Here is a 26,932-nt window from a genome sequence, read left to right as displayed (position 1 = left end):
TCCGGCGCGCCCCTTCTCCTCGCGGGTCCGGCGCTCGCTCAGGCGCTCTCGACGCCCAGGTCGCCGAGCTCGTCCAGCCCCTTGTCGCTGTCGCGCTTGGCCGACTTCGCCCTGGCCGCCCGGCGCTGCGGGCGGGGGAGCGTGGTCGGCGCCGGCGGGGCGGCCGGGGCGCCGCCGCCCAGGATCAGCTCGGCGAAGGTCGCCATCGCCTCGTCGAGCTGCCCGGCCTGCCGGCGCTCGGACTCCTCGTTGGCCGTGCGCACCAGCGAGACCAGCGACGCCTGGTCGGGCCGGTCGGACAACGTCTCGTCGATCTTCGACAGGCCCTGCCGGACGGTGCCGGCCAGCTCGCCGATCCGCCCGTCCACACCGTCCTCGACCTGGTCGATCCGCCCGGCCACCTCGTTGAGCCGGGCGGCGAGCTGCTCCAGCCGCTGCGTCAGCGAGTCCAGCCTGGTCCCGTCGAGCTCGTCGATCCGGTTCGTGAGCGCCTCGCGGGTCTCGGCCAGCGAGCCGCGCAGCGCGTCGGAGGCCTGGTCCACGGTCCGCTGCACGGCCGCGACCGACTCGCTGAGCGAGCGCTGCACGGTCTCGCCCGACTCGGTCACGTGCCGCCGCAGGGCCTCGCCGGCCTCGACGAGCTGGCGCTGCACCGCCTCGCCGCTGTCGGTCACCGAGCGCTGCACCGCCTCGCGGGTGCCGTCGAGGTGCTCGTGCACGCCCTCGTCCACCTCGTCGATCCGGCTGCGCAGCGCCGTCTCCAGGGTCTCCAGCCGGTCGCGCACCGGGCCGTGCACGGCGCTGGGCAGGCCGTCCAGTCGCAGGTCGGTCTTGTCGAACCGGCCGTTGATGTCGTCGAGGCGCTTGTGCAGGCCGGCGATCCGGTCCTCCAGGCCGTCCATCCGCCCGGCGACGCCCTCGAACCGGCCGGCCACGCCGTCGAGCCGCCCGTCGAGCTGGGCGAACGGCTTGGCGAGCTTGTCCACCAGACCGTCGACCGCCCTGCCGAGCGCGCTGATCGCGCCGTCCTGCGTCTCCAGCCGGGCGAGCGCCTCGTCCAGCCGCTCGGCCAGCACGCTCACCTCGGTGCGGTCGGGCAGCTCGGACAGGCGCTTGCGGACCGAGCCGAGCGACTCCAGCGGGGACAGGCGGGCGTGGATCTCGTCCAGCGCGTCGAAGATCTGCTGCTGCTCGCTCTCGCGGATCTCGGCCGCGCGCGTGAGCATGCTGCGCATCCGGTCGAACGACAACGCTGCGTGGTTGTTCTCGTTCACGGCTGACCTTCCGAGGGGTGGGGAGACCTCCAGGAGCCTAACCAGTGATCGGCTGCGCACCGCAGCAACCCCGGCACGCTCCGGGGGAGGAGCGCTCCGCGCGCTACGCGGTTCGGGTGGTGTCGGGCGGCCCCGGCGGGGTCGTTGGTCTTCTGTCGACTACTCGGTACGCGGTTGCTGCTCCATGCGGAGGAGGGTGGGTCGTCGTCCTGATCGCTCACTGTGTCGAAAACCGGGGCTCGGGCGCCACGCCCGCGTCCGTCGGAGTGGATTTGTCGCCTTCTCCCACCCCGCGCCAGTTGATCATTCCAGAAGGGGGCGGCGTCCCCGGCTCGGGGCCACCGGTGCCGCCGGGGAGGCGGGGTAGCGTGACGCCATGTCGACCCCGGTGACCCTGGAGACCATTCGCAGCGCGCCCAAGGTGCTGCTGCACGACCACCTCGACGGTGGGCTGCGACCCGCCACCGTCGTCGACCTGGCCAGGGAGGTGGGCTACACCGGCCTGCCCACGACGGACCCGGCGGAACTGGGCGAGTGGTTCGCCGCCGCGGCCGACTCCGGCTCGCTGGAGAGGTACCTGGAGACCTTCGCCCACACCGTCGGCGTGATGGGGACCAGGGAGGCGCTGGCCAGGGTCGCCGCCGAGGCCGCGGAGGACCTCGCCGCCGACGGCGTGGTCTACGCCGAGGTGCGCTACGCGCCCGAGCTGTTCACCGACAGGGGCATGAGCCTGGACGAGATCGTCGAGGCCGTGCAGGAGGGCTTCCGCGAGGGCGAGCGGCGGGCGGCCGAGGCCGGCCGGCGCATCCGGATCGGCACGCTGCTGTGCGGCATGCGGCAGAACGACCGGGCCTGGGAGATCGCCAACCTCGCCGTGCGCCACCGCGACGCCGGCGTGGTGGGCTTCGACATCGCCGGCCCCGAGGCCGGCTTCCCGCCCACCCGCAACCTCGACGCGTTCGAGTACCTGCGGCGGGAGAACGCGCACTTCACCATCCACGCCGGCGAGGCGTTCGGGCTGCCCTCGATCTGGGAGGCCATCCAGCACTGCGGCGCGGAGCGGCTCGGCCACGGCGTGCGGATCGTGGACGACATCGAGGTCGGCGAGGACGGCGAGGCCCGGCTCGGCCGGCTCGCCAGCTACGTGCGCGACCGCAGGATCCCGCTGGAGATGTGCCCCACCTCGAACATCCAGACCGGCGCGGCGCCGTCGATCGCCGAGCACCCCATCGGCCTGCTCGCGCGGCTGCGGTTCCGGGTCACGGTCAACACGGACAACCGGCTCATGAGCCACTGCACGCTCTCCAGCGAGTTCGCCGCGCTCGTGGAGGCCTTCGGCTACGGGTGGGCCGACCTCCAGTGGTTCACCGTGAACGCGATGAAGTCGTCCTTCCTCGGTTTCGACGAGCGCCTCCGGCTGATCAACGACGTGATCAAGCCCGGGTACGCGAAGCTGATGGCCTGAGCACGGCTCGGTCCCTCGGCGGCCCCGCGCTCGGGTCGCCGAGGGACGTCGACCGACGTCGACCACCGACGTCGACCAGCGTCGACCGACGTCGCTCGGTGGCGTTCTCGGGAAGGCGGCGCCTCAGCTCGCCCTCGGCGGGTGGCGGCGCGCGGCGTCGGTGCTCCCGGCCGCGGGGCTCCCGTCGTCGGCCTCGACGTCCACCGTCCGAACAGGACGGTCGCAGGGCGGTTCCGGCAGGAGGCGGGCGAGTTCGGCCAACTCCGCCCTGAGCGCGTCCGCCGCGGCCCGCGCGGTCAGCCGGACGATCTCCGCCCCCAGCCGCTCTGGCCCCAGCTCGAAGGCCCTCCGGTCCAGCCTCAGGTCGGCGAGCGCGCCGTGCGCGGTGGCGGTCACCCGCACCGAGCCGTCGGCGTTGCCGGCCCGGCCGCACACGGCCCCCAGTCGCCGTTCCAGGTCCTCGTCGCCGCCGGGCGACGGGCTCACGGCCGTCCGCGGCGCCGGACCGGCGTCCGGCGACCGCTCCCGGGACGGCCCGGTGTCCCGCCCCCACCCGCCGGACCCGGCGTCCGACCGACCGCTGTTCGACCACGCGTTCCCGCGACGTGCACCATGCGCACCGCGCCCCCTCCGACGCGAATCCCCTTCGCGTCCCGATCCTGCCGGAAAGGGGGCGCGCCGGGCAGCGGACGCGCCGTGTGACGCGGCCTACCCGGGCGACACGACCGGGAGGGGCGGATCGTCTCCGGGGCGCGGCACGCGGCCCCGGCGCGCTCAGTGCGTGACGAGCCGGTCCTCGAACGCCGCCACCAGCTCCCGCCACGCGGCCACCTCGGCGTCGTAGGGAGCGCTGGGCGCCATCCGGGTCGGGTCCGGCCGCAGCACGAACGAGACCAGCCAACCCAGCCGCTCCGACGGCGCCAGCGCGCGCTCCACCGAGTCGTCGTCGGCCCACTGCGCGGCGTCGGCGAGCAGCTCGACGGCGAGGTCCAGTTGCGTGGGGTCGACCGCGTCAGGGCCCTCGGCCAGGTCCTCGGCCAGACCCTGGAGCACGTAGGTGTTCTCCGGGTCGACCTCGATCTCCAGCTCGCCGGCCGTGGCCCTGGCCGCGACCTCGTCCCACGTGGCCACGCCGAGCAGGTCGTGCTCCACGTCCTCCTCGGCCAGGTACCTGGCCAGCGCGCGCGGCGAGGCGAACACGTCGACGCGCCCCTTCGCGCCGAGGAACACCGGCTCGTCGTCGAGGTAGCAGCGCAGCGTGTAGAACTCGCCCTGCGAGGTGATGATCCGGATCGGGTCGATGCCGACCTCGGCCCAGAACGTGGGCTCCTCCTCGGCGTCGGCCTCCGCCCCGGCCCCGGCCAGCTCCTCCTCGTCGACCCTGGTCAACGCGACGCGGTCGGCGTCGGTGTCGTCGGCCCCGTCGCGGAAGTCCTCGTCGGACTCGTCCTCGGCCGCCTCGATCTCGGCCAGCTCGTCCTCGGCGGCGGCCAGCGCGTCGGCGTCGACCACCGGCTCGGTGACGACCTCGTCGAGCGCGTCGAGCACCTCGTCCCACCGCTCGGCGACCACCCTGGCCAGCTCGGTCCACACCTTCTCGCCGTCCCGGCCGGTGAAGGGCAGCGTGCCCCGCTCCAGCAGGGCGAAGCCCTCGGCCGAGTCGAGCACCTCGTGCACCTTCTCCAGGTCGCACACGTCGGCCAGCGACCGCACCATCGAGACGATGCCGGCCAGCTCCGAGACCACCCAGGTGTCGGGCTCCTCCGCCACCAGCTCCAGGACGCCGACGACGTCGAACCGGTGCTCCTCGTCCGGGATCAGCTCGTCCACCGAGAGCTGCGGGACGACGTGCCACGCCGGGTGGTCGGAGAGGTCGTGCCGGTCGGCGGTGCGCACGAAGGCGGCGAGGTGCGCGGCGTCCGGGAAGGCGAACAGCGCGTCCTCGTCACCGAGGAAGGCCTCCCACTCCTCGCCCTCCTCCCGCCACCGCGGCGCCCACAGCGTGACCACGTCGCCCTCGGTCAGGCTGAGTTCGATCGGGACGATGTCCTGCGCCACTACCGCACCTCCGCGTTCACCGTGACGTCCATCGTGACGTCCACCGTGACGGCGTCCAGCCGCGGCCGAAGCGTACCGAGTTGACCGGATGACACCCGATCAGCGGTCCGAGCGCAGGCTGGCCGGGTCGAACGAGAAGATGTCGTCCTCGTCGTACTCGTCGATCTCCCGGGCCGCCGGGGCGCCGGCCATGGGCGCGCCGCCCGCGGTGGGCGCCTGTCCCGCCGGAACCGGCCTGCCCACCCCGGCCACCATCGGCGCGCGGATCTCGGACGCCGCGTCCCACCCGTCGGCCCTGGCCGGCGCGGTGCCGACGAGTTCCTCCACGGTCATCGTGAGCTGGTCGCCCAGCACGGGGGCCAGGGTGTCGAAGCACCGCTGCACCGCGATCCTGGCGGCCCGCCGCGCCGTCTCCGCGATCGCCTCGCCCACCGCGCGCGGCCCGTGCTGGAGGGCGGCGGGGTACAGGTCCAGCCGCAGCAGCTCGCCCCGGGCCGACGCGACGGCGACGACGGTCCCGTCCGCGCTGCGCGCCGTGGCCGTCACCCGGTCGAGGGCGCGTTCCAGGTGCTCGCTCGCGCGCTGCCGCTGCTCGGCCTGGTCGATCAGCTCGTCGGTGTCGGTGTCCGCGTCGATGTCGGCCATCCTCACAGGACCCTCCGCAGCATCGTGTCGACGTCGTCGTCGTCCGGATCGTCGTCCTCGCCGGGCCGCAGGCCCAGTTCCTCCAGCCCGCGCACGCCGGCCTGGTCGAGCACGCCCCGCAGCGACGCGTGCATGCGGGCGGCCGCGTTGCGGGTCGCCTTCCCCGCGAGTTCGACGACCTCGCGGGCCAGGGCCTCGGGGCCCATGCCCAGCGCCGAGGGGGAGATCTCCACGCTGCGCAGCATCCCGCCGGGGGCCACCACCACGGTGACCGCGCCGTCCGCGGACGTCGCGCGCCCGGTGACCGGCGTCGTGCCGGCCAATCGGTCGGCGACCCGCCGCTGGGTCGCGGCGACGCGCTCCGCCGCGCGGTCCACCGCGTCCCGCACGTGCCTGTCCAAGTCCTCGTTCACCGTTCGCTCCTCGGCGTGCTCAGCCCGTCGGGCGGTAGAACCCGATGAACTTCTGGCCGGCGTTGGTGGTGCGGATCTTGTTGATCTGCACCGGGTCCCCGGCCTCGATCATCTGCCCGTTGCCGATGACCATGGCGACGTGGCCGCTCCACACGACCAGGTCGCCCGGCAGGAGCTGGTCCATGCTCGGCACCTCGGCGCCGACGGTCTGCGACTGCGCCAGGCGCGGGATCTCCAGGCCGGCCTTGCCGTAGGCCCACTTCGTCAGGCCGCTGCAATCGGTGCCCTTCGGTGGGTTCGAGCCACCCCAGACGTACGGGGTGCCCAGCGCCGACAACGCGTTGCGCACCGCCGCCGCGGCCGTCTCGTTGGGGGCCTCCACGTGCGCGCCGCCTGGGAGGTTGATGCCCACCCCGCTGCCCGGCTGGGGCGGGACGGCCACCGGCAGGCGCGGCTTCCCGCCGCCACCTCCGCCTCCGCCACCTCCGCCACCTCCGCCGCGGCCTCCTCCGCCGCCACCGCCACCGTGGTAGCCGCCTCCGCCACCACCGCTGTGCCCGCCACCGCCGTCGCCACCACCGTGCGACGGCGGAGCCTTCGGGTCCCTGCCGTGCGCGCCACTGGGGTTGGTCACCGCCGGCGCGTCCCCGCCGAGCGGGTCACCGAGACCGCGCAGCGCGCCCGTGTCGATCTGCTGGAGCCCGTTGAGCCTGCCCATCAACTGGGTCAGCTCGGCGCGGGCGTGTTCGAGTTCCTTGGCGCTGCGCGCCGCGTACTCGTCGGCCTTGCTCTTGGCCGCGCCGCAGGCCCGCAACATCAGGCCCTGGTTGCCGAACAGGGCGGAGGCACCGGCGGCCATCAGGTACGGCGTCAACGCCGCCACGCACTCGTCGATCAGTTTCTGGATCGCCGCCCTCGCCGACGACACGACGGAGGCCGCGGCGCTGGCCGTCGCCTGCAACGTCGAGGTGTTCGTCGCCAGTTTCCCCACGGCGCCGTCGAAGGCGGCCACCCGGCTTTGGAAGGCGTTGGCCCGCTCGCCGTACCAGCCGTTGAGCGCGGCGTTGGCCTCGCTGGTGTGCCTGCCCTTCACGTCGTTGAGCGCGGTGGTCGCCCGCGCCAGTGAGTCCCCCGCCGCGCCGGCGGCCCCGGTGTCACCGTCCAACTTGGCCAGATGCTCCCGCATCGGTCGCACCAGGCCGCTGACGAACCCGGCCACGTCGAAGCCCATCGTCCCTCCCCGTCCCGAGGCGCCCCGGTCAGACCCGGCCGGCCCGGGTCATGGCCTGCGCGGTGTCGGCGTCCTGCTGGCGGTAGCTGCCCAGGGCGCCGCGCACGGCCCCGGCGAGCCCGTCCAGCCCCTCCGAGACCGCCTTCAGCCCGTCGACCTGGGACTGCGCCGCCTTCTGGAACGCGCCGTGCAGGCCGACCTCCTGGCCGAGCTTGCCGAAGCAGTCGGCCGGCAACGAGGTGACACCGTTCAACGTGGACGAGCCCACCTTGCCCAGCTCGTCGGCCAGACCCGGCACCCGGCCGGCGTAGGTCTCGAGCGCCTCCTCGACGACGCCGAAGCCCTGTTCCCCCATGTTGGTTCCCTGCGCCTTTCGCTCACCACGGTGCGACCGGTGCCGCGCGCCCTTCGACGTGCCGCACCCTCCGGTGGTTCCCCAGCCTGGCGGAAGGGCCCGTCCGGCGTGGCCGACTTCGCCCAGATGGCCCGCCGGCCACCGCCGTGTTGGCGGCAGCGGGAACGGCTCGGGAGCTGGGAACATGATCCCATGGGCGTGACGGAGGGCTGGGCCCGCCTGCTCGGCTGGCTCGGCGAGCACGCACCAACGACGTACGAGGTGATCCGGCCGGGTGCGGCCGATGCGGACATCGACGCGTTGGAGCGGGAGCTGGGGGAGCGGCTGCCCGCCGAGTTACGGGAGTGGTGGCGAGCCTGCGACGGGACCGAGAACGGCGTGTTCGCCGAGCTGTTCCCGCCGTTCTACACCCCGTACTCGGTGGTCGGCGCGTTGGACTCGTGGCGGTCCTGGCGCAAGACGTGGCGGGACAACTGGGACGAGCCGGACTGCGACCCGGAGGCGGGGGACGCCGGGTTCAGTTACCACCCCGCGTGGGTGCCGATAGCGTTCGACGGCTGCGGCGACGACCTGGTGGTCGACCTGAGACCGGGTCCGCTGCGGGGTTGCGTGCTGGAGTGGGACCACGAGCTGTGCCAGGTGCTCAAGCCGGAGTGGCCGAGCCTGGCGGCGATGCTGGACGAGGTCGTGGAGTCGCTGCACACCGGTTCCAGGGTCGGCCACTGCGAGCCGTCGGTCACCTGGGACGGTCGACTGGACTGGCGCATCCGCTGAGCGCGCTCGGGCGTGGCGTGCCGCGCCGGCCCCGCCGTCGGGACCTGCGACGACCCGCCGCGCCACGCGGACGGCGTGACACGGCGGGCCGTCGCGCGCCTCAGACCCCGGTGGGGTGCCAGACGGTCTTGGTCTCCAGGAAGGCCCGCAGCCGCCCGACGCCGGGCTCCCGCGACCAGTCCGGCTCGGTGGCCGGCGCCGGCAGCACGCGCTTCACGGTGTCGGCCGCGGCGCGCTCCAGGTCGGCCCGCAGCTCCTCCGGCGCGCCGCACAGGTCCAGCGCGTTGACGTCGGCGTGCGCCGCCAGCCAGGGAGCCATCTCCGCCGTGCGGCCGGTCAGCACGTTCACCACGCCACCGGGCAGGTCGGAGGTGGCCAGCACCTCGGACAGCGTCACCGACGGCAGGGGCCGCTCCTCGCTGGCCACCACGACGCAGGTGTTGCCGGTGGCGATCACCGGGGCGACCACGCTGACCAGCCCCAGCAGCGACGAGGCCCGCGGCGCGAGCACGCCGACGACACCGGTCGGCTCGGGGACGCTGAAGCAGAAGTACGGGCCGGCCACGGGGTTGGCCGAGCCCAGCACGGTGGAGACCTTGTCGGTCCAGCCGGCGTACCAGACCCAGCGGTCGATCGCCGCGTCGACGTCGGCCTGCGCGCGCTTGGGCGAGACGCCCTCGGCGGCGCCGACCTCGGCGGCGAACTGTTCGCGCCGGCCCTCCAACATCTCGGCCACGCGGTAGAGCACCTGGCCGCGGTTGTAGGCCGTGGCGCCCGACCACTTCGGGAACGCCTTGCGCGCGGCGGACACCGCGTCCCGCACGTCCTTGCGCGAGGCCTGCGCCGCGTTGGCCAGGAACTGACCCTTCTTGTCCGTCACCTGGTACACCCGACCGGACTCGGAGCGGGGGAATGCCCCGCCCACGTACAACTTGTAGGTCTTCGTGACCGGCAGTCGGCCGTCCACGGCGCTGGTCCTGTTGTTCCCCATCAGTTCCCGGTCCCCTCGTCACCGGTGGCCAGGTAGGCCGCCAGACCGGCACGACCGCCCTCGCGGCCGAAGCCCGACTCCTGGTACCCGCCGAACGGCGCGGTGGGATCGAAGCGGTTGAACGTGTTGGCCCACACCACGCCGGCGCGCATCCGCTGCGCCATCCACAGGATCCGCGAGCCCTTCTCGGTCCAGATCCCGGCGGACAGGCCGTACGGCGTGTTGTTGGCCTTGGCGACCGCCTCGTCCGGGGTGCGGAAGGTGAGCACCGACAGCACAGGGCCGAAGATCTCCTCGCGGGCGATGCGCATCGCCTGGTGCACGTTGGAGAACACGGTGGGGGCGAAGAAGAAACCCTTCTCCGGCACCGGGCACGGGCTGGTCCAGCGCTGCGCGCCCTCGGCGTCGCCCGCGTCGGCCAGCTCGCGGATCTTCTCGAGCTGCGCCCGCGAGTTGATCGCGCCCACGTCGGTGTTCTTGTCCAGCGGGTCGCCCAGCCGCAGCGTGGCGACCCGCTGCCGCAACCGGTCCAGCAGCTCCTCGGCGATCGACTCCTGCACGAGCAGGCGTGAGCCGGCGCAGCAGACGTGGCCCTGGTTGAAGAAGATCCCGTTGACGATGCCCTCGACCGCCTGGTCCAGCGGGGCGTCGTCGAACACGACGTTGGCGGCCTTGCCGCCCAGCTCCAACGTGAGGCGCCTGCCGGTGCCGGCGACCGCGCGCTGGATCTCCTTGCCCACCTCGGTGGAGCCGGTGAAGGCGACCTTGTCGATCCCCTCGTGCCGCACCAGCCGCGCGCCCACGTCGCCGGCGCCCGGCACGATGTTCACCACGCCCGGCGGCAGCTCCGCCTGCTGGAGGATCTCGCCGAGCACCAGCGCCGTCAGCGGCGTGGTCTCGGCCGGCTTGAGCACCACGGTGTTGCCGCACGCCAGGGCGGGCGCGATCTTCCACGCGGCCATCAGCAGCGGGAAGTTCCACGGGATGACCTGGCCGGCCACGCCGATCGGGCGCGGGTCCGGCCCGTACCCGGCGTGGGCGAGTTTGTCCGCCCAGCCGGCGTGGTGGAAGAAGTGCGCCGCCGCCGTCGGCACGTCGACGTCCCGCGACTCCTTGATGGGCTTGCCGTTGTCCAGCGTCTCCAGCACGGCCAGTTCCCTGCCGCGCTCCTGGATCAGCCGCGCGACGCGGAACAGGTACTTGGCGCGCTCGCGGCCGGGCATCCGGCCCCACACCTCGTCGTAGGCGCGCCGCGCCGCCTGCACCGCACGGTCCACATCGGACGGAGCAGCGGTGGAGACCTCGGCGAGCACCTCCTCGGTGGCCGGATTGATCGACTTCAGCGGCTCGCCGGCGCCGTCGACGAACTCGCCGTCGACGAACATCCGGTAGCTCGGCTTGAGGTTGGCGATCTCGCGCGACTCCGGCGCGGGCGCGTACTCCCAGACGTCGTTGCTCGTCATCTCAGTCCACCGTCACGTAGTCCGGGCCGCTGTAGTGGCCGTCGAGCTGGGTGCGCCGCTGCATCAACAGGTCGTTGAGCAGGCTGGAGGCGCCGAACCGGAACAGGTGCGGGTCGAGCCACCTCGGCCCGGCGACCTCGTGCACGGCCACCAGGTAGCGGACGGCGTCCTTGGTCGTGCGGATGCCGCCGGCCGGCTTGACCCCGCGCGCCTCCCCGGTCTGGGCGTGCCAGTCCCTGACCGCGCCGAGCATCAGGTGGGTCACCGGCAGCGTCGCGGCGGGCGAGACCTTGCCGGTGGAGGTCTTGATGAAGTCCGCGCCGGCCAACAGCGCCAGCCAGGAGGCGCGGCGCACGTTGTCGTAGGTGGCCAGCTCCCCGGTCTCCAGGATCACCTTCAGGTGCGCCTCGCCGCAGGCCTCCCTCACGGCGACGATCTCCTCGAAGACCTCGCCGTAGCGGCCGGACAGGAACGCGCCCCTGTCGATCACCATGTCGACCTCGCTCGCGCCGGCCTCGACGGCCAGCCGCGTGTCGGCCAGCTTCACCGCCCGGGACGAGCGGCCCGACGGGAACGCGGTCGCCACGCTGGCCACGCCGACCCCGGTGCCGGCCAGCTCGGCGACGGCGACCTCGACCAGGTCGGGGTACACGCACACCGCGGCGACGCGCGGCACGTCCGGGCGCTCGGGGTCGGGGCGCCGCGCCTTGGCGCACAGCGACCGCACCTTGCCGGGGGTGTCGGCGCCCTCCAGCGTCGTGAGGTCGACCATGCGGATCGCCGTGTCGATCGCCCACAGCTTCGCGGCCTTCTTGATGCTGCGCGTGGCCAGGCCGGCGGCGCGCTGCTCGAGGCCGACCTGGTCGACGCCGGGCAGGCCGTGCAGGAAGCGACGCAACGCGGCGTCGTCGCGGACGGCGTCGGCGAGGTGGGCGGGCAGCGTCGCGCTGACCGCCCCCGCCGACGCCGTCGACACCGCCGACGCCGTTGTGGACGGGACACCCATGTCGGTGAGTCTAGGCCGCCGACCGGGCCCCGCCGCCCGCCGAGCGGGCGCTCAGACCTCCACGAGATCGTCCTCGCGGGGCGGGAAGACCGGGATCAGGTCGAGGAACGCGGCGGGGTCGCCCGACCACGCCCATGCCGCCATCTGGGCCCGGCTGCGCCGGCCGAACACGGCCCGGTACAGCTCGTAGCCGTCGACCTCCAGCTCCGCCACCGGGTCGCCGGCGCCGACGACGCGGCGCCCGTCGGTGGTCGCCAGGACGAGCGCTCCCGGCAGCTCGGGCCGCCTGGCCAGGCCGGCGAGGGTGTTGTCCAGCAGCGGGGACCACGCCTCGCGGGGCGGCCGGCCGCGGCCGAGGGCGCCCAGCAGGTCGCCCTCGTGCTGGACCAGGTCGTGGGCCAGCAGCGGGATCCGGGGGTTGGCCGCGAGGGTCGCCTCGGCGCGCTCCGCGTAGCCGGCCCACTCGGCGAGGTCCTCGGCCACGGACCGGTCCCGCCGCTCCTCCACCTGCCTGACCGTCCACTCCGGTCCCGGCGCGCCGTCCATGCGCTGGTTCACGACGTCGGCCGCCACGCCGACCACGTGGGCCAGCATCTCGCGCACCGTCCACTCAGGACAGGCGGGCACGGTGCGGCCCAGCTCGTCGTCGCCGAGGCCGCGCGCGATCTCGGTCACGCGTTCGCGGGCCTGGCGGTAGATCGATTCGTACAAGACGTGCCCCTTCCGGTTACCGTTCTCGGCCATGGACGTGCTCGTCGTCGAACACCCGCTGGCCAGGGCGCGGCTGACCACCATGCGGGACGCCCGCACGGACAGCGCCGCGTTCCGCGCGGCCCTCCAGGAGCTGACCGTGATGCTCATCTACGAGGCGATGCGGGACGCGCCCGTGCGGATCGAGCGCATCCACACCCCGGTCGCCCGCACGGACGGCTACGCGCTGGCCAACCCGCCGCTGCTGGTGCCGGTGCTGCGGGCCGGGCTGGGCATGGCCGACCAGGCGCACAAGCTCATCCCGGACGCGCAGATGGGCTTCGTCGGCCTGGCCAGGGACGAGGAGACCCTCCAGCCGACGCCCTACATGGAGTCGCTCCCCGAGGACCTGTCCGACCGCCCGGTGCTCGTGCTGGACCCGATGCTGGCGACGGGCGGCTCGATGGTCCACACGATCCGGTTGCTGGCCAACCGGGGCGCGACCGACGTGACCGCCGTCGTGGCGCTGGCCGCGCCCGAGGGCATCCGGCTCCTGGAGGAGTCCGGTCTGCCGGTGCGTGTGGTGACCGCGAGCGTCGACGAACGGCTCAACGACTCCGGATACATCGTGCCGGGCCTCGGCGACGCCGGGGATCGCCAGTACGGCTCGGTCTGAGCCGCCCTCCCGACCAGCCGTGTCCCGGTGAGAACCCAGGTTCTCCCGGGACACGCGCGTTCGGGGGGTCCTGCGGCGACGCACCGGGCACGACCTCCGACTCGCTAAGCTTGAAAAAGATGTAGTGATCGCGGTGATCTTCGGTCCCGGTCGCGACCACGTCAAGGGGTGGTGATGGCCAAGCGCAGCTACGGGCAGGTCTGCGGGCTCGCGCACGCGCTCGACCTGGTGGGCGACCGCTGGACGTTGCTCGTCGTCCGGGAACTGCTGCTCGGGTCGCGGCGCTACAACGACCTGCTCGCCGACCTGCCCGGCATCGGCACCAACCTGCTCGCCGAGCGACTGCGGACGCTGGAGGCCGCCGGGCTGGTGGACAGGGACGGCGACGGGCCCCGCGCGCCCTACCGGCTGACCGAGCGCGGCGAGGGCCTGCGCGAGGTCGTCCACGCGCTCGCCCGGTTCGGCCTCGCCCTGCGGCCCGAGGTGCCGGACGACGCCGAGTTCCGCCCCCGGTGGGCGGTGCTGGGGCTGTCCGCGCTGGTCGAGCGGGGGCGCTGGCCGGACCGGCCGGAGTCCTACCAGTTCGTCGTCGGCGACCTGCCGGTGCGCGTGCTCGCCGGACCGGACGGTGTGCGGGTGGAGGAGGGCGAGGTCGCCGACCCCGCCGTCCGGTACGTCTGCGACCCGCTGACCTTCGTCCGGCTCGGCGCGCGGCGGACGAGCCGCGCGGAGGCGACGGCGGCGGGCCTGCTGCGGGTCGAGGGCGATCCGGCGGCGGTGGCCAGGCTGGAGGCCCTGCTCCGGCCCCGGTGAGGGCCAGGTGGGCGGCCGGGAGGACGGCCAGGAGGACGGCCCGGTGAACGGCAAGGCGAGAAGCCCGGCGATCGCGGGGTGAACAGCCCTGTGGCCCTGTGGCGACCCTGGGGACGGCCCGGTGGACGGCGGCCTGAGCGGCGCCGACGGGCGGGGGGAGGCACTCCGCTGACCTGTTTCGGTGCGACCCGCTATGACCAGGTGTTATGAGGCCGAACAGGGCATAGTTTGGTCTAGACCTTGACCTGATCACGCCCGAGCGAAGACCGTGGGATTCCCCCGGGGAGGGACAAAACGGCGGCGGACCTCCCCGGGGCCACCTTCCAGAGCGATCCCGGCGACCAGGGCGCTCCCCTCCAGCCGGGTCACACTCTCCCCAGCGCCTTTCCCCTGGTCAGCCCCCACCCGCCCTGGGGGGCGCCCCTGCACCAGCCTATCGGCCGGTCACGCAGCGTCAAAGCCGACAACGCAGAGCTGTGGATAACTCGCGACACGCCGGGCGCCTGTGGATAGCCGTTTGACAGATCGGGCGTGAACCTCCTCGACTCAGCGGGTTCCGCGCGCTACACCCGAAGGCGCTCGCCGCGAAGAATGACCGCTACGGAGAGTGACTGTCGGCGGGTGGGGTGGCGCCGCTGGAGAGGCTGGCTCCCCTGCGCTCCGGGACGCCGTCGCCGTTCGGGGCGGCCGTCGCACCCGAACCCTCAGTGGAGCGATCTCCGTGTCACGGAAGAAGAAACCGCCCCGGGAGTCCACAAAGGACAGATATCTCGCGTGGGGGAGAGGCGAACGCCGGCGACGCCGAGAACCCCGTCATCACGTCCGCGTTCGCGAGCGTGTCGTTTCCCGTGTGGGACGGCGGAAGCTCCCATCGCGTTGGCCGATCTTGTTCCGGTGTCGAACAGAGTTCGCGCCTCTACTCGCCTTTTCCTGGTGGCGCAAGGGAAATCGGGGCCGAGGTTGTCGGGTTCCGGTGAACAGGTCCCGATGACCCGATCCCGTTCTAGGCCGTTCGGGTGACCCAATGGTCTAGACCCTTGACGGGGTGTGGGGTGGGGCACATCTTGTCCCCCAACCGGGTAGCACCCGGCCACCCTGCACCGAAGGAGTACCCATGCCACGTCGTCGATGGCAGTTCACCGTGGTCCTCGCGGCGCTGCTCGTCGCGCTCGGTGTCGCGGGCCCGCCGGCCCACGGCGCCGGTGGCGTCACCGCGACCTTCACCAAGACCAGCGACTGGGGGACCGGCTACGAGGCCAAGTACACGATCAAGAACGGCGGCGCCACGGCGCTGACCGGCTGGACCGTCGAGTTCGAGCTGGCCGCCGGCCAGCGCCTGTCCTCGCTGTGGGAGGGCAGCCACACCGTCTCCGGCCAGAAGGTCACCGTCCGCAACGTGGGTTGGAACGGCTCGGTCGCCCCCGGCGCCCAGGTGAGCTTCGGCTTCGGCGTGTCCTACTCCGGCGCCTTCGCCGCCCCCGTGACCTGCACGGTCAACGGCGCCCCGTGCGACGGCTCGCCCGGCGAGCCCGACACCCAGGCGCCCAGCGCCCCCGGCAACCTGCGCGGCGCCGGCGCCACCGCCTCCAGCGTCGACCTGGCGTGGGACGCGGCCACCGACAACGTCACGGTCACCGGGTACGACGTGTACCAGGGCGAGACCAGGGTCGGCACCACGGCGCGGACCTCGTTCACCGTGTCCGGTCTGGCGCCCAAGACCGCCTACACCTTCACCGTCCGGGCGCGTGACGCGGCGGGCAACGTCTCCGCGCCCAGCAAGCCGGTCACGGTCAGCACGACCGACGGCGGTGGCGGCGACCCCGGCCCCGGCGGGCAGCGCAAGGTCGGCTACTTCACCCAGTGGGGCGTCTACGACCGGGGCTACCTGGTCAAGAACCTGGAGACCTCGGGCACGGCCGCCAAGCTGACGCACATCAACTACGCGTTCGGCAACGTCAGCCAGGACGGCCGGTGCTTCGTGGTCAACCAGGCCGGCCAGGGCGACGCCTGGGCCGACTACCAGCGGCGCTACAACGCCGCCGAGTCCGTCGACGGCGTCGGCGACACCTACGACCAGCCGTTGGCCGGCAACTTCAACCAGATCAGGAAGCTGAAGGCCAAGCACCCGAACCTGAAGGTGAACCTCTCGCTCGGCGGCTGGACCTGGTCGAAGTACTTCTCCAACGCCGCGCTGACCGACGCCTCGCGCAAGGCGTTCGTCTCGAGCTGCCTGGACCTGTTCATCAAGGGCAACCTGCCGAAGATCGGCGGCGAGCCGCAGGGCGGGCCCGGCGTGGCCGCCGGGATCTTCGACGGCATCGACATCGACTGGGAGTGGCCGGGCTCCGAGGGCGAGGTGGGCAACGTCATCCGCCCGGAGGACAAGCAGAACTTCACCCTGCTGCTGGCCGAGTTCCGGCGCCAGCTCGACGCCTACGGCGCCCAGGTGGGCCGGAAGTTCGAGCTGACCGCGTTCCTGCCGGCCGACCCGGCGAAGATCGAGGCCGGCTTCGAGGTGCCGAAGATCTTCGACTACCTCGACTTCGGCACCGTCCAGGGCTACGACCTGCACGGCGCGTGGGAGAAGACGACCAACCACCAGTCGGCGATCCGGGTGGTGCCCGGCGACCCGTCGCCGCCCGCGCGGCAGTTCAGCATCGAGACGACGATCAAGGCCTACACGGGCAAGGGCGCCCCGAAGGGCGAGCTGGTGCTGGGCGTGCCGTTCTACGGCCGTGGCTGGACCGGCGTCACCAACGCCAACAACGGTCTGTTCCAGAGCGCGACCGACGGCGCGCCGGGCACCTACGAGAAGGGCATCGACGACTACAAGAAGCTCAAGAACCTGCTCGGCCAGGGCTACAAGCTCCACCGGGACGAGGCGTCCGGGCACGCGTGGCTGTTCAACGGGACCACGTTCTGGACCTACGACGACCCGATCGAGTTGACCCGCAAGGCCCGCTACGCCAGGGACGAGGGGCTGGGCGGCGCGATGATCTGGTCGCTCGACGGCGACACCGCCGAGGGCGAGCTGATGACCGCTGTCCACAACGGACTGTCCAAGTAGGACGGTCATCCGTCGGGGGCGGGCGTTCCGCCCGTCCCGCGCGCGAGGGGTCCCCGGGAGACGTCCCGGGGACCCCTCCCGGCGCGCTCAGGGGCGGCGTCGCCAGCCCTCGACGAGCGCGCGCAGGGCCGTGTCGTAACCGCCCTCCACGTCGACGTCCTCGGGCAGGGAACCGTTGAGTTCCAGGGAGACCAGCCCGTGCACCTGGCCCCAGCAGGCGAGCGCCATGCGTTCCGGGGGGTCGGCCGCGAACTGTCCACAGTCGACGCCGCGCCGCACCGCGTCCAGCAGGGGTCGGAAGGCGGCCATGGACTCCTCCCTGGTCTCCTGGTCCGGCGTGTAGTCCGGCACCGGGCTGCCGAACAGCAGTCCGTAGAGGTGGGGGTCGGCCAGCGCGCTCGCCCGGTAGGCGTGTCCCAGTGCCACCAGGTCGCGCGCCGGGTCGTCGGACGGGGTGACCTCGGCCAGCCGCGCCCCGAACCGCCGCCACGCCTCGCGGTGCACCTCGGCGACCAGGCCGGCCTTGCCGCCGAACAGCGAGTAGACGGCCGTCGTCGAGGTGTTCACGTCGGCGGCGAGCCGGCGCAGGCTCAGCGCGTCCGGGCCGTGGGCGGACAGCAGCTCGCCGGTGCGGTCGAGCAGCCGCGTCCGGAGGGCCTCGTCGTGGATCTTGGGCCGTGGCACTTGACCACCGTATCGCGACACTGTTTTATAACGCTGTTCTGAAACGTCTGACCAGCGTGGGGGTTGTCGTGGTGGTGCGGGCTGGCCGCTGGACGGCGGAGGTCCCCGAGGACGGCGTGACCGTCTTCCTCATCGGGATGCGGGTGAACCGGCCCCTGCGGGTCGACCGGTGGTGGCCGGTGTTCCGGGCGATGCCGAGGATGCTGCGGCACCTGGCGGAGCACCCCGAGGCCGGCCTGCTCGGCTGGCGCCCCTGGTTCGGCAGGACGACGCTCCTGCTGACCTACTGGCGCAGCGTGGAGCACCTGCTGGCCTTCGCCGGCGACCAGGCCGCCCCGCACGCGCCCGCGTGGCGGGACTTCAACCGGCGCGTCGGCGCGGACGGCACGGTCGGGGTCTGGCACGAGACCTACCAGGTGCGTCGGGGGAGCGCCGAGGCCGTCTACGTGAACATGCCGCCCTTCGGCATGGCCGCGGCGACCACGTCCGTCCCGGTCACCCCGGCCACGACCAGCGCCCGCCGTCGACTCGGGGACGCCGGCCGGAGCTGAGTCTTCCCGCCTCCACCAGGAGAATCCGGGGGGGTGGAATCGCGGGATGCGCGCGCCACCGGGTTGACCTGGAGTGCGCTTCAACTTCTACCGTCGTCGGCGTGACCTACTCGATAGCCCAGGCCGCCGAGCGCACCGGCCTCTCGGTCGACACCCTGCGCTACTACGAGCGCATCGGGCTGCTCGAACCACCGGCCAGGGACTCCGGTGGACGACGGGTCTACTCCGACGCCGACCTGACCTGGCTGGACTTCCTGACCAAGCTCCGGCTGACCGGCATGCCGATCCGGATGATGCGCGAGTACGCCCAGCTCCGCTACCGGGGAGTGATGACGGCGGGTCGCCGCAAGCAGCTCCTCGTGGAGCACCGCGCCGACGTGCTGGAGCGCATCGCCGAACTCCGGTCCTGCCTCGACGTCCTCAACTACAAGATCGACAACTACGACCAGATCCTGCGTGACCAGGCCGCGCGCGAGCGCGCCGCCGCCACGCCCGAGGAGGCGACCGCATGACCGACACCGCCCTGCCCACCCGACGTCTCGGCGCACTGGAGGTGTCCGCCCAGGGCCTCGGCTGCATGGGCATGAGCGAGTTCTACGGCACGACCGACGACGCCGAGTCCGTCGCCACCATCCACCGCGCCCTCGACCTGGGCGTCACCCTGCTCGACACCGCCGACATGTACGGCAGGGGCGCGAACGAGGAACTCGTCGGCCGGGCGATCGCCGACCGGCGCGACCGCGTGGTGCTGGCGACCAAGTTCGGCATCGTCCGGAGCGACGACCCCCGCGGCCGGAGCGTGCGGGGCGACGCCGAGTACGTCCGCCAGGCGTGCGACGCCTCGCTGCGCCGCCTCGGGGTGGACCACATCGACCTGTACTACGCGCACCGGATCGACCCGACCGTGCCGATCGAGGAGACCGTCGGCGCGATGGCCGAGCTGGTCGCGGCGGGCAAGGTCCGGCACCTGGGCCTGTCCGAGGCGGCGCCGGAGACCATCCGCCGCGCCCACGCCGTCCACCCGATCGCGGCCGTGCAGAGCGAGTGGTCGCTGTGGAGCAGGGACATCGAGGATGGCGTCGTGTCCACCTGCCGCGAGCTGGGCGTCGGCCTGGTGCCGTACTCGCCGCTGGGACGGGGGTTCCTGACCGGGCGGATCACCTCCACGGCCGACCTGGGCGAGGACGACTTCCGCCAGCGGAACTACCCGCGGTTCCGGGACGGCAACTTCGAGCGCAACCTGGCCATCGTGGACGCGCTGCGGGCGCTCGCCGCGGAGCGGGGCGTGACCCCCGGCCAGCTCGCGCTCGCGTGGGTGCAGCACCGCGGCGCGGACGTCGTGCCGATCCCGGGGACGAAGCGCCGCAAGTACCTGGAGGAGAACGTCGCCGCCGCCACGCTGGAGCTCTCCCCGGAGGAGCTGGAGCGGGTGGAGGCCGCGGTGCCGCTCGACGCCGTCGCCGGCGACCGCTACGACGAGAACGGCATGAAGTTCGTGCGTCGGTGATCCGGGCCCGCTGCGCGCTGGTGGTCGACGCCCGGCAGGGGGACGACCACCGGGGTGGCGACCGCCAGGGTGACCACCGCCGGTAGCGCCGCACCCCGTCGGGCGCACCCCGTCGGACGCATCCCGTCGGACGCACCCCGTCGGACGCACCAAGACGGATCACACCGAAGGCCGATCACACCGAGGACGGATCACATCGAACGTGGGGCCGTTGTCCGCATCTGGCGCGGACAACGGCCCCACGTTCTGTCGACGATTGCCCGGAGGCGTCAGCCCAGCAGCAGGGCCTCCACGTCGCCCCGCAGGGCCAGAAGCGCCGCGCGACCGCGTTCCCGCGCCGCGTCCAGCTCGGCCGTGCTCTCCGCCCGCTCCACGATCTCCAGGTACGCCTTGAGCTTCGGCTCGGTCCCGGAGGGGCGGATCATGATCCGCAGGCCCTCGCCCCGCAGGGCCAGCGTGTTGTCCCTGGGCCGCAGGTCCTCCGCGGTCACCGGCCGGCCGCCGACCTCGGCGGGCACCCGCTCGCGCAGGGCCGCCATCGCCGACTGGACCTCGGCCATCGCACCGAGGCGGACCGACACCTGGTCGGTCAGGTGCAGGCCGTGCCGCACGGCGAGCTCGTCGAGGGCGTCCACCAGCGTCCGGCCGGCCGCCTTCAGCTCCGCCGCGAGGTCGCAGGCCAGCACGGCGGCGGAGATGCCGTCCTTGTCCCGCACCAGGTCCGGCGCGACGCAGTGGCCCAGCGCCTCCTCGTAGGCGTAGACCAGCCCGGTGCCCCGGCCGTCGCCGGCCCGCACGAGCCACTTGAACCCGGTCAGCGTCTCGTCGTACCGCGCGCCGTGCGCCTCGGCGACCGAGCGCAGCATCGACGACGACACGATCGTCGTGGCCACCAGGGGATCGGGGTGCGCTGAACGATCCAAAGTGGACAGAACGCGGTCGCCGAGCAGCACGCCGGTCTCGTCGCCGCGCAGCATCCGCCAGCGGCCGTCCCGGTCCCGCACCCCGAGGGCGCACCGGTCCGCGTCCGGGTCCAGCGCCACCGCGAGGTCGGCGCCCACCTCCGACGCCAGGGCCAGGAGCGCGTCCGTCGCGCCCGGCTCCTCCGGGTTCGGGAACGACACCGTCGGGAAGTCGGGGTCGGGAGCGGCCTGCGACGCGGTCACGTGCACGTCGGTGAACCCCGCCGCCCGCAACGCGAGCACGCCGGTCTCGCCGCCGACGCCGTGCAACGGCGTCAACGCCACCCGAAGGTCCCTGGCCGTGCCCGTGGGCAGCGCGGCGACCCCGGCCACGTACTCCTCGACCAGAGACTCGTCCACAGTGGACCAATCCGTCGAGCGGGGGACCGCGACCGACGCGGGCGAGGCCGCGATGGCGGCCTCGATCTCGGCGTCCACCGGCGGGACGATCTGCGCGCCCGCGTCCAGGTAGACCTTGTACCCGTTGTCCCCCGGCGGATTGTGCGAGGCCGTCACCTGCACCCCCGCCACCGCGTCCAGCCGGCGCACGGCGAACGCCAGCACCGGCGTGGGCAGCGGGCGGGGCAGCACCCGGACGTCGAACCCGGCCGCGGCCAGCACACCGGCCACGTCGGCGTGGAACTCCTCGGAGCCGTGCCGGGCGTCCCGCCCGACCACCACGACGCCGCCGGCGCGGCCGTGCGCCCGCAGCCACTCCGCCAGGCCCGCGGTGGCCCTGACCACGACCGCCCGGTTCATCCCGTTCTGGCCGGCGCGCAGCGGACCGCGCAGCCCTGCCGTGCCGAACCGGAGCGGGCCGGCCATCCGGTCGGCCAGGTCGTCGGCGGCCGCCGCGTCCCCGGCCAGCGCCGAGGCCAGCACCCGCTGGAGCTCGGCCCTGGCGGCCGGGTCCACGTCGTCGGCGATCCACCGGAACGCCGCGTCCCGCAGCGCCGGGTCCACCCCGCCCGCCGGGCTCACGCGCGCTCCACCAGCTCGCGCAGCAGGCGGCCCATGCTGCTGGCGGCGGCCCTGCCGGCCTCCAGCACCTCCTCGTGGTTGATCGGCTCACCGGTCACACCGGCCGCGAGGTTGGTCACCAGCGACAGGCCGAACACCTCGGCGCCGGCCGCGCGGGCCGCGATGGCCTCCAGCACGGTGGACATGCCGACCAGGTCGGCGCCCATGCCGCGCAGCATCCGGATCTCCGCCGGGGTCTCGAAGTGCGGGCCCGGCAGGCCGGCGTACACGCCCTCCTCCAGGGAGGGGTCGATCTCCCTGGCCACGGCGCGCAGCCGCGACGAGTACAGGTCGGTGAGGTCGACGAACGTGGCGCCGACCAGCGGGGACGTGGCCGTCAGGTTGAGGTGGTCGCTGATCAGCACCGGCTGGCCCACCCGCATGCCCTGGCGCAGGCCGCCCGCGGCGTTGGTCAGCACGACGAGCTTGCAGCCCGCCTGTACCGCGGTCCGCACGCCGTGCACCACCTGCGGCACGCCCTTGCCCTCGTAGAGGTGGGTGCGGCCGAGCACGACGAGGACGTTCTTGCCGTTCACCGGCACCGAGCGCAACGTGCCGCCGTGGCCGACGACGGTCGGCGGCAGGAAGCCGGGCAGGTCGGCCACGGGCACCTCGGCGGCCGGCTCGCCGATCAGGTCGGCGGCGGGCCGCCAGCCGGAGCCGAGCACGACGGCCACGTCGTGCTGGGCCACGCCGGTGCGCTCGGCCAGCACGGCGGCGGCCTCGCTCGCCAGGCCGGTCGGGTCGGCGGCGGGGTTCACCGCCGGGTCACTGGAGGGCAGCGCCACGGCGGGGGCGTCGCTCGGGTCGCTGGTCGGGTTCGTGCTGCTACCGGTCACGGCCGGTCAGGGTAGTCCGCGCGGGCGGCCTCCCGAGGGGGAGCGCCGCCGGCCCCGACTCACCCCGGGTCAGCCGATCACCCGGAAGGAGCTGGCCACCTCGTCGAAGACGCCGGTGCGCCCCCGGTTCTCCTCCTCGACCGGGACGGTGAGCCGGACCACCCACAGGTCGGCGGTGTGGGGCAGCAGGTGGGCGAAGGTGCTGCGGAGCTGCGCCGACCCCGCGTTCCTGCCGTGTCCGCGCTCCTCGGTCCGGTACAGCACCTCGTGCGCCCCCTCGCCCGCGCCGGGCGATCCCGGGGGCAACACCTGGTCCACCCGCAGGTCGAACGTGCCTCCGGCGCTCTGGAAGGACCGGCGCAGCGCCGTCAGGTAGCCGCCAACGTCGTTGCGGGGGTAGAAGTCGATCAGCCGCTCCACGGCCAGCTCGCGCCGGCCGTCCGACGAGGCGTAGCGCAGCACCGGCGCGCCGGGGCTGCCCTCCTTGAACAACTGCCACTCGCGCGGAACCCGGATGGCGAACCGGCCGCCGGCGGGGTTGCTCGTGCTCGTCGCGACCTCCTCCCTGGGCTCCAGGTCCAGCGACGAGCCGCCGGCGTCCTGCACGAGGACCCGCACCGAGTGCGGGATCACCGACCGGCCGGCGACCATCCTGGCCAGCGCGAACCCCCCGCCGGCCGCGAGGACGAACAGCACCAGGGCGAGCGCGAGCAGCGCCGCGCGGCGGGCCGCCGTCCTCGGCGCGCGGCGCGCCGGTGGCTCGGGGAAGGGCAGCGGCCCCGGGTCGGCGGCCAGGACCGTGGGCGGCTCCTCGACGGCCGGGCGGGGCGTGAACGGCAGCGGTCCCGGGTCGGCCGCGAGCGGCGCCGCCGGCTCCGACGCCGAGGGCGGGTCGGTCGGGAAGGGCAGGGGTCCCGGGTCGGGCGTGAGCAGCGTCGGCGGGTCGGTGGGCAGCGGGCGCGGGGTGAACGGCAGCGGCCCGGGGTCGGCCGCGAGCGGCGTCGAGAGGTCGGGCAGGTCCGGCTCGGTCACCGCGGCAGCCGCGTCGGCGGCCCTGGCGGCCGCGTCACCGGCCGCGTCACCCGCGGCGTCGCCGGGCGCGTCGGCCGAGGGCGGGGCGGGGCGGTCGCGTCGCGCCCCGGCGGGCTCGGTGAGGCCGACCGGGGCGCCCCGCATCGTCCCGCGCTCGCCGGTCTCGGGCTCGTCGTCCCCGTCGTCCGGCTCGAAGACCTGGGCGCCGGGGTCGGGCAGCAGCGGGTGCAGCCGGCGCCGCACCTCGGTCAGCGGGATCCGCCGCCGCGGGTCCTTGACCATCAGGCCGGTGATGACCGGCTCCAGCGGCCCCGCCGACGTCGGTCGGGGCACCTCGCCGTGGACGACCTGGTTGACCGTCTCCACCGGGTTGCCGTCGGCGTCGTACGGCGGCTGCCCCTCGACGGCGGTGAACAGCGTCGCGCCCAGGCTCCACAGGTCGGCGGCCGGGGTGACCGGCTCCCCCGCGGCGATCTCCGGCGCGATGTAGGCGGGAGAGCCCAGCATCAGGCCCTTGCTCGTCAGCGTCGCCTCGGCGACGTTGCGGGCGATGCCGAAGTCGGTCAGCTTGATCCGCCCGTCGTCGCCGACGAGCACGTTGCCCGGCTTGATGTCACGATGGGTGATGCCCGCCCGGTGCGCGGCCTGGAGCGCGGCCGCCACCGCGTCCCCCACGGCCGCGGCCTGCTGGGTGTTGAGCCGCCCGAGGCGGCGCACCAGCGCGGCCAGGCTGCGGGAGGGCAGCAACTCCATCACGACGAACGGCTCGCCGTTCTCCCGCACCACGTCGTGCAGCGTCACGACGTTGGGGTGGGACAGCACGGCGATCGCCCTGGCCTCGCGCAGGGTGCGCTCGCGCAGCTCGTCGGCCTCGTGGTCCGGGATGCCCGGCGGCAGCAGGACCTCCTTCACCGCCACCCTGCGGCGCAGGATCTCGTCGTGCGCGGACCACACGGTGCCCATGGCGCCGCGCCCGATGACGTGGTCGAGCCGGTAGCGGCCGGCGACACGACGCGGCTCGGGCTGGTCGGGCTGCACCGGCTGGTCCGGGACGGGCGTGGGCACGTTCACATTGTCCACACCTCGTGGTCGCCCTGTCGCCGCGCGGGACCGGCGCGCCGGCGCGGGACGCGACCGGGGAGGAGGCGGTCATGACCGACGCGGACGCGCCGGGCGGCCCGGCGCGGGGGACCGGCGGGGAGCCGGGGGAGCGGAGGCTCGCCGAGTCCGGCTTCGAGATCCGCCCCGTGTACCGGTCGGCCGACCTGGCCGGCGGCCAGGAGGGGCTGGCGCGGCGGCTCGGCGAGCCCGGCGCGTACCCGTTCACCCGGGGCGTCCACCCGCAGATGTACCGCCGGCGGCCGTGGACCGTGCGGCAGTACGCCGGGTTCGGCACCGCCACCGAGTCCAACGCCCGCTACCACCGGCTGATCGAGGCCGGCACCACCGGCCTGTCGGTGGCCTTCGACCTGCCCACGCAGATGGGCTACGACTCCGACGACCCGATGGCCCACGGCGAGGTCGGCAGGGTCGGCGTCGCGGTCGACTCGCTCGACGACGTGCGGACGCTGTTCGCCGGCATCCCGCTCGACGGGGTCTCCACCTCGATGACGATCAACTCGCCGGCGGCCGTGCTGCTGCTGCTCTACCAGCTCGTCGGCGAGGAGCAGGGCGTCCCCGGCCACCGGCTGACCGGCACCGTCCAGAACGACGTGCTCAAGGAGTACGTCGCCAGGGGCACCTACATCTTCCCCCCTGCCCCGTCGTTGCGGCTGACCTCCGACGTGTTCGCCTACTGCCGGGCCGAGATCCCCCGGTGGAACACCATCTCGATCTCCGGCTACCACATGGCCGAGGCGGGGGCGACCCCCGTGCAGGAGATCGCGTTCACCCTGGCCAACGGCGCGGAGTACGTGCGGGCCGCCCTCCGCGCCGGCATGGCGGTCGACGAGTTCGCGCCGCGCCTGTCGTTCTTCTTCGTCGCCCGCACGACCCTGCTGGAGGAGGTGGCGAAGTTCCGCGCCGCCCGCCGGATCTGGGCCAGGATCATGCGGGAGGAGTTCGGGGCCGCCAACCCCCGCTCCCAGATGCTCCGGTTCCACACGCAGACCGCGGGTGTGCAGCTCACCGCGCGGCAACCCGAGGTGAACCTGGTCCGGGTCGCCCTCCAGGCGTTGGCGGCGGTGCTCGGCGGCACGCAGTCGTTGCACACCAACTCCTACGACGAGGCGATCGCGCTGCCCACCGAGAAGGCCGCCCGGCTGGCGTTGCGCACGCAGCAGGTCCTCGCGCACGAGACCGACCTGACCGCCACCGTCGACCCGTTCGCCGGCTCCTACGCGGTGGAGGCGATGACCGACCGGATCGAGGCGGACGTGCTCGCCCTGCTGGCGAGGGTGGAGGACCTCGGCGGCGCCGTGCGCGCCATCGAGCGCGGCTTCCAGAAGGCGGAGATCGAACGCGCCGCCTACGCGATCGCCCGGCAGATCGACGACGGGGAACGGGTCGTGGTCGGCGTCAACCGGTTCACGGTCGACGAGGAGGAGCCGTACGAGCCGCTCCGGGTCGACCCGGCGATCGAGGACCATCAGCGCGCACGGTTGGCCGCGTTGCGCCGACGGCGGTCCGCGCGCGCCGTGTCCCACAGACTGGACGCCCTCCGTGCGGCGGCGGAGGGCGCGGACAACGTGCTGTACCCGATGAGGGAGGCGCTGGCGGAGCTGGCGACCGTCGGCGAGGTCTGCCACGCGCTGCGCGACGTGTGGGGCGCCTACGTCCCGCCGGACGCGTTCTGAGGCGCCCATGATTCTCTCCGCGCCGGGCAGGGAACCCGGAGGAGGGACGACGTCCCGGCTCCGGCGCGTCGCGGGCGTGCCGCCGGCGGGGTGAAGTTGATCGTCGGGCCGGGTGAGCGCCAGAGTAGGGACCCACGGAGTCGGGCACGCCCGGTGCCCGAGCCGCGTCCTCCGCTGTCGTCCGCACGGGGGCCACGTGGTCTCCGGCGGCCGAGCGCCCGAGGCGCCCGCGGTGTCGGGGCGCGCGGGGCCGCAGGGGCGTCCGAGGCGAGGAGAGGCGTTCGAGGAGGGGCCACGATGCGAGGCACGAGCCGTCTGGCGCTCGCGGTGTTAGTCGCCGCCCTGGTGGGGCTCGGCACGGCGATGCCGGGAGCGGCCGAGCCGCCGCCCCCGGCCGGGACGCCGGTCCTCGCCGCCCCCGCCGCCGCCCCGCGCCCGGCCCAGCCGGCGACGCCGACGGCGGGCACGCCCGAGCGGTCCAGCGAGGACGCCCGACAGCCAGGGGATCTCGCGGAGGACAAGAGGCGACTCGTGATCGGGCTCGTCGGCGCGGTCCTGATCGCGATCGTCTTCTACGGCCGCCGGGTGCGGAAGAAGCGCTCCTCGTAGGAGATCCGCGGC

Annotated in this window: 25 protein-coding genes; 10 read left to right on the top strand and 15 right to left on the bottom strand. The window is 73.8% G+C overall.

Features of this window, described 5'->3' with window-relative positions; all coding sequences use genetic code 11:
* Positions 1–38: 38 nt before the first annotated feature.
* Entirely contained in the window at positions 39–1,235 is a 1,197-nt protein-coding gene (locus LX15_RS21010; protein ID WP_253671361.1) for an apolipoprotein A1/A4/E family protein, read from the bottom strand.
* 415 nt (positions 1,236–1,650) lie between these two features.
* On the opposite strand from LX15_RS21010, the gene LX15_RS21005 reads away from it, so the two are divergent.
* Entirely contained in the window at positions 1,651–2,739 is a 1,089-nt protein-coding gene (locus LX15_RS21005) for an adenosine deaminase (RefSeq protein WP_253671333.1), read from the top strand.
* Positions 2,740–2,862: 123 nt separating this feature from the next.
* Here LX15_RS21005 and LX15_RS21000 read toward each other — a convergent pair whose 3' ends face one another.
* From LX15_RS21000 to LX15_RS20975, 6 genes are all read right to left on the bottom strand, one after another.
* Entirely contained in the window at positions 2,863–3,225 is a 363-nt protein-coding gene (locus tag LX15_RS21000) for a YbaB/EbfC family nucleoid-associated protein (RefSeq protein WP_253671332.1), read from the bottom strand.
* Between the two features lie 288 nt (positions 3,226–3,513).
* Positions 3,514–4,797 carry a SatS C-terminal domain-containing protein gene (locus LX15_RS20995; RefSeq protein ID WP_253671331.1) on the bottom strand — a complete coding sequence of 428 codons (1,284 nt, stop codon included), beginning with the start codon at positions 4,795–4,797 and terminating at the stop codon, positions 3,514–3,516.
* Positions 4,798–4,896: 99 nt separating this feature from the next.
* Positions 4,897–5,442 carry a YbaB/EbfC family nucleoid-associated protein gene (locus tag LX15_RS20990; protein WP_253671330.1) on the bottom strand — a complete coding sequence of 182 codons (546 nt, stop codon included), beginning with the start codon at positions 5,440–5,442 and terminating at the stop codon, positions 4,897–4,899.
* A gap of 2 nt (positions 5,443–5,444) precedes the next feature.
* Complete coding sequence (locus tag LX15_RS20985) at positions 5,445–5,855, bottom strand: YbaB/EbfC family nucleoid-associated protein (protein ID WP_253671329.1); 411 nt, start codon at positions 5,853–5,855, stop codon at positions 5,445–5,447.
* Between the two features lie 19 nt (positions 5,856–5,874).
* Positions 5,875–7,086, bottom strand: a complete 1,212-nt coding sequence (locus tag LX15_RS20980) for a C40 family peptidase (RefSeq protein ID WP_253671328.1) — start codon at positions 7,084–7,086, stop codon at positions 5,875–5,877.
* A 28-nt stretch (positions 7,087–7,114) separates the two neighbouring features.
* A complete protein-coding gene (locus LX15_RS20975; protein ID WP_253671327.1) occupies positions 7,115–7,441 on the bottom strand; it encodes a hypothetical protein in 327 nt (108 codons plus the stop codon).
* Between the two features lie 192 nt (positions 7,442–7,633).
* On the opposite strand from LX15_RS20975, the gene LX15_RS20970 reads away from it, so the two are divergent.
* Entirely contained in the window at positions 7,634–8,215 is a 582-nt protein-coding gene (locus LX15_RS20970) for an SMI1/KNR4 family protein (protein ID WP_253671326.1), read from the top strand.
* 100 nt (positions 8,216–8,315) lie between these two features.
* Here LX15_RS20970 and LX15_RS20965 read toward each other — a convergent pair whose 3' ends face one another.
* Genes LX15_RS20965 through LX15_RS20950 form a run of 4 tightly spaced genes read right to left on the bottom strand, consistent with a single transcriptional unit; the run spans position 8,316 to position 12,386 of the window.
* Entirely contained in the window at positions 8,316–9,206 is an 891-nt protein-coding gene (locus tag LX15_RS20965) for an aldehyde dehydrogenase family protein (RefSeq protein ID WP_301304970.1), read from the bottom strand.
* A complete protein-coding gene (locus LX15_RS20960) occupies positions 9,206–10,669 on the bottom strand; it encodes an aldehyde dehydrogenase family protein (RefSeq protein ID WP_253671325.1) in 1,464 nt (487 codons plus the stop codon). The genes LX15_RS20965 and LX15_RS20960 overlap by 1 nt, the downstream gene beginning before the upstream one ends.
* A gap of 1 nt (position 10,670) precedes the next feature.
* Complete coding sequence (gene deoC / locus LX15_RS20955; RefSeq protein WP_253671324.1) at positions 10,671–11,675, bottom strand: deoxyribose-phosphate aldolase; 1,005 nt, start codon at positions 11,673–11,675, stop codon at positions 10,671–10,673.
* A 51-nt stretch (positions 11,676–11,726) separates the two neighbouring features.
* Positions 11,727–12,386: a maleylpyruvate isomerase family mycothiol-dependent enzyme gene (locus tag LX15_RS20950; RefSeq protein WP_253671323.1), complete on the bottom strand. Its 660-nt coding sequence runs from the start codon at positions 12,384–12,386 to the stop codon at positions 11,727–11,729.
* 31 nt (positions 12,387–12,417) lie between these two features.
* Between LX15_RS20950 and upp the strand changes: the two genes are divergently transcribed.
* The 3 genes from upp (at position 12,418) to LX15_RS20935 (ending at position 16,921) form a co-directional block, all read left to right on the top strand.
* A complete protein-coding gene (upp, locus tag LX15_RS20945; RefSeq protein WP_253671322.1) occupies positions 12,418–13,041 on the top strand; it encodes a uracil phosphoribosyltransferase in 624 nt (207 codons plus the stop codon).
* Between the two features lie 174 nt (positions 13,042–13,215).
* A complete protein-coding gene (locus tag LX15_RS20940; protein WP_253671321.1) occupies positions 13,216–13,854 on the top strand; it encodes a winged helix-turn-helix transcriptional regulator in 639 nt (212 codons plus the stop codon).
* A gap of 1,114 nt (positions 13,855–14,968) precedes the next feature.
* Positions 14,969–16,921 (top strand): glycoside hydrolase family 18 chitinase, encoded by a 1,953-nt coding sequence (locus LX15_RS20935; protein WP_253671320.1) that lies wholly within the window; start codon positions 14,969–14,971, stop codon positions 16,919–16,921.
* An 87-nt stretch (positions 16,922–17,008) separates the two neighbouring features.
* Here LX15_RS20935 and LX15_RS20930 read toward each other — a convergent pair whose 3' ends face one another.
* Positions 17,009–17,605, bottom strand: a complete 597-nt coding sequence (locus LX15_RS20930; RefSeq protein ID WP_253671319.1) for a TetR/AcrR family transcriptional regulator — start codon at positions 17,603–17,605, stop codon at positions 17,009–17,011.
* 56 nt (positions 17,606–17,661) lie between these two features.
* On the opposite strand from LX15_RS20930, the gene LX15_RS20925 reads away from it, so the two are divergent.
* The 3 genes from LX15_RS20925 to LX15_RS20915 all read left to right on the top strand — a co-directional run bounded on the left by LX15_RS20925 (position 17,662) and on the right by LX15_RS20915 (position 19,663).
* Positions 17,662–18,156: a DUF4188 domain-containing protein gene (locus LX15_RS20925; protein WP_253671318.1), complete on the top strand. Its 495-nt coding sequence runs from the start codon at positions 17,662–17,664 to the stop codon at positions 18,154–18,156.
* 101 nt (positions 18,157–18,257) lie between these two features.
* Positions 18,258–18,668 (top strand): MerR family transcriptional regulator, encoded by a 411-nt coding sequence (locus tag LX15_RS20920; protein ID WP_253671317.1) that lies wholly within the window; start codon positions 18,258–18,260, stop codon positions 18,666–18,668.
* Complete coding sequence (locus tag LX15_RS20915) at positions 18,665–19,663, top strand: aldo/keto reductase (RefSeq protein WP_253671316.1); 999 nt, start codon at positions 18,665–18,667, stop codon at positions 19,661–19,663. Before LX15_RS20920 ends, LX15_RS20915 begins: the two co-directional genes overlap by 4 nt.
* A gap of 269 nt (positions 19,664–19,932) precedes the next feature.
* Here LX15_RS20915 and LX15_RS20910 read toward each other — a convergent pair whose 3' ends face one another.
* The 3 genes from LX15_RS20910 to LX15_RS33195 all read right to left on the bottom strand — a co-directional run bounded on the left by LX15_RS20910 (position 19,933) and on the right by LX15_RS33195 (position 24,479).
* Positions 19,933–21,606: a phospho-sugar mutase gene (locus LX15_RS20910; protein WP_253671315.1), complete on the bottom strand. Its 1,674-nt coding sequence runs from the start codon at positions 21,604–21,606 to the stop codon at positions 19,933–19,935.
* Complete coding sequence (locus LX15_RS20905; RefSeq protein WP_301304986.1) at positions 21,603–22,379, bottom strand: purine-nucleoside phosphorylase; 777 nt, start codon at positions 22,377–22,379, stop codon at positions 21,603–21,605. Before LX15_RS20905 ends, LX15_RS20910 begins: the two co-directional genes overlap by 4 nt.
* 174 nt (positions 22,380–22,553) lie before the next feature.
* On the bottom strand, positions 22,554–24,479 hold the full coding sequence (locus LX15_RS33195) for a serine/threonine-protein kinase (RefSeq protein ID WP_253671358.1): 1,926 nt from the start codon (positions 24,477–24,479) through the stop codon (positions 22,554–22,556).
* A 188-nt stretch (positions 24,480–24,667) separates the two neighbouring features.
* Between LX15_RS33195 and LX15_RS20895 the strand changes: the two genes are divergently transcribed.
* Complete coding sequence (locus tag LX15_RS20895) at positions 24,668–26,311, top strand: acyl-CoA mutase large subunit family protein (protein ID WP_253671314.1); 1,644 nt, start codon at positions 24,668–24,670, stop codon at positions 26,309–26,311.
* Between the two features lie 297 nt (positions 26,312–26,608).
* Complete coding sequence (locus LX15_RS20890; protein ID WP_253671313.1) at positions 26,609–26,920, top strand: hypothetical protein; 312 nt, start codon at positions 26,609–26,611, stop codon at positions 26,918–26,920.
* Positions 26,921–26,932 lie beyond the last annotated feature (12 nt).

Origin of the sequence: Streptoalloteichus tenebrarius (assembly GCF_024171885.1) — a bacterium.
Classification (GTDB): domain Bacteria; phylum Actinomycetota; class Actinomycetes; order Mycobacteriales; family Pseudonocardiaceae; genus Streptoalloteichus; species Streptoalloteichus tenebrarius.
Note: the sequence above shows the minus strand (reverse complement) of the source record. Positions and strands in the feature narration are given on the sequence as shown.

Excerpts from the sequence above, each read along its gene's own strand:
- LX15_RS21010 (WP_253671361.1), bottom strand. The coding sequence starts at position 1,235 with ATGCGCAGCATGCTCACGCGCGCGGCCGAGATCCGCGAGAGCGAGCAG.
- LX15_RS21005 (WP_253671333.1), top strand. The coding sequence starts at position 1,651 with ATGTCGACCCCGGTGACCCTGGAGACCATTCGCAGCGCGCCCAAGGTG.
- LX15_RS20990 (WP_253671330.1), bottom strand. The coding sequence starts at position 5,442 with ATGGCCGACATCGACGCGGACACCGACACCGACGAGCTGATCGACCAG.
- LX15_RS20980 (WP_253671328.1), bottom strand. The coding sequence starts at position 7,086 with ATGGGCTTCGACGTGGCCGGGTTCGTCAGCGGCCTGGTGCGACCGATG.
- LX15_RS20975 (WP_253671327.1), bottom strand. The coding sequence starts at position 7,441 with ATGGGGGAACAGGGCTTCGGCGTCGTCGAGGAGGCGCTCGAGACCTAC.
- LX15_RS20970 (WP_253671326.1), top strand. The coding sequence starts at position 7,634 with ATGGGCGTGACGGAGGGCTGGGCCCGCCTGCTCGGCTGGCTCGGCGAG.
- LX15_RS20965 (WP_301304970.1), bottom strand. The coding sequence starts at position 9,206 with ATGGGGAACAACAGGACCAGCGCCGTGGACGGCCGACTGCCGGTCACG.
- LX15_RS20960 (WP_253671325.1), bottom strand. The coding sequence starts at position 10,669 with ATGACGAGCAACGACGTCTGGGAGTACGCGCCCGCGCCGGAGTCGCGC.
- deoC (WP_253671324.1), bottom strand. The coding sequence starts at position 11,675 with ATGGGTGTCCCGTCCACAACGGCGTCGGCGGTGTCGACGGCGTCGGCG.
- upp (WP_253671322.1), top strand. The coding sequence starts at position 12,418 with ATGGACGTGCTCGTCGTCGAACACCCGCTGGCCAGGGCGCGGCTGACC.
- LX15_RS20940 (WP_253671321.1), top strand. The coding sequence starts at position 13,216 with ATGGCCAAGCGCAGCTACGGGCAGGTCTGCGGGCTCGCGCACGCGCTC.
- LX15_RS20935 (WP_253671320.1), top strand. The coding sequence starts at position 14,969 with ATGCCACGTCGTCGATGGCAGTTCACCGTGGTCCTCGCGGCGCTGCTC.
- LX15_RS20915 (WP_253671316.1), top strand. The coding sequence starts at position 18,665 with ATGACCGACACCGCCCTGCCCACCCGACGTCTCGGCGCACTGGAGGTG.
- LX15_RS33195 (WP_253671358.1), bottom strand. The coding sequence starts at position 24,479 with ATGGGCACCGTGTGGTCCGCGCACGACGAGATCCTGCGCCGCAGGGTG.
- LX15_RS20895 (WP_253671314.1), top strand. The coding sequence starts at position 24,668 with ATGACCGACGCGGACGCGCCGGGCGGCCCGGCGCGGGGGACCGGCGGG.
- LX15_RS20890 (WP_253671313.1), top strand. The coding sequence starts at position 26,609 with ATGCGAGGCACGAGCCGTCTGGCGCTCGCGGTGTTAGTCGCCGCCCTG.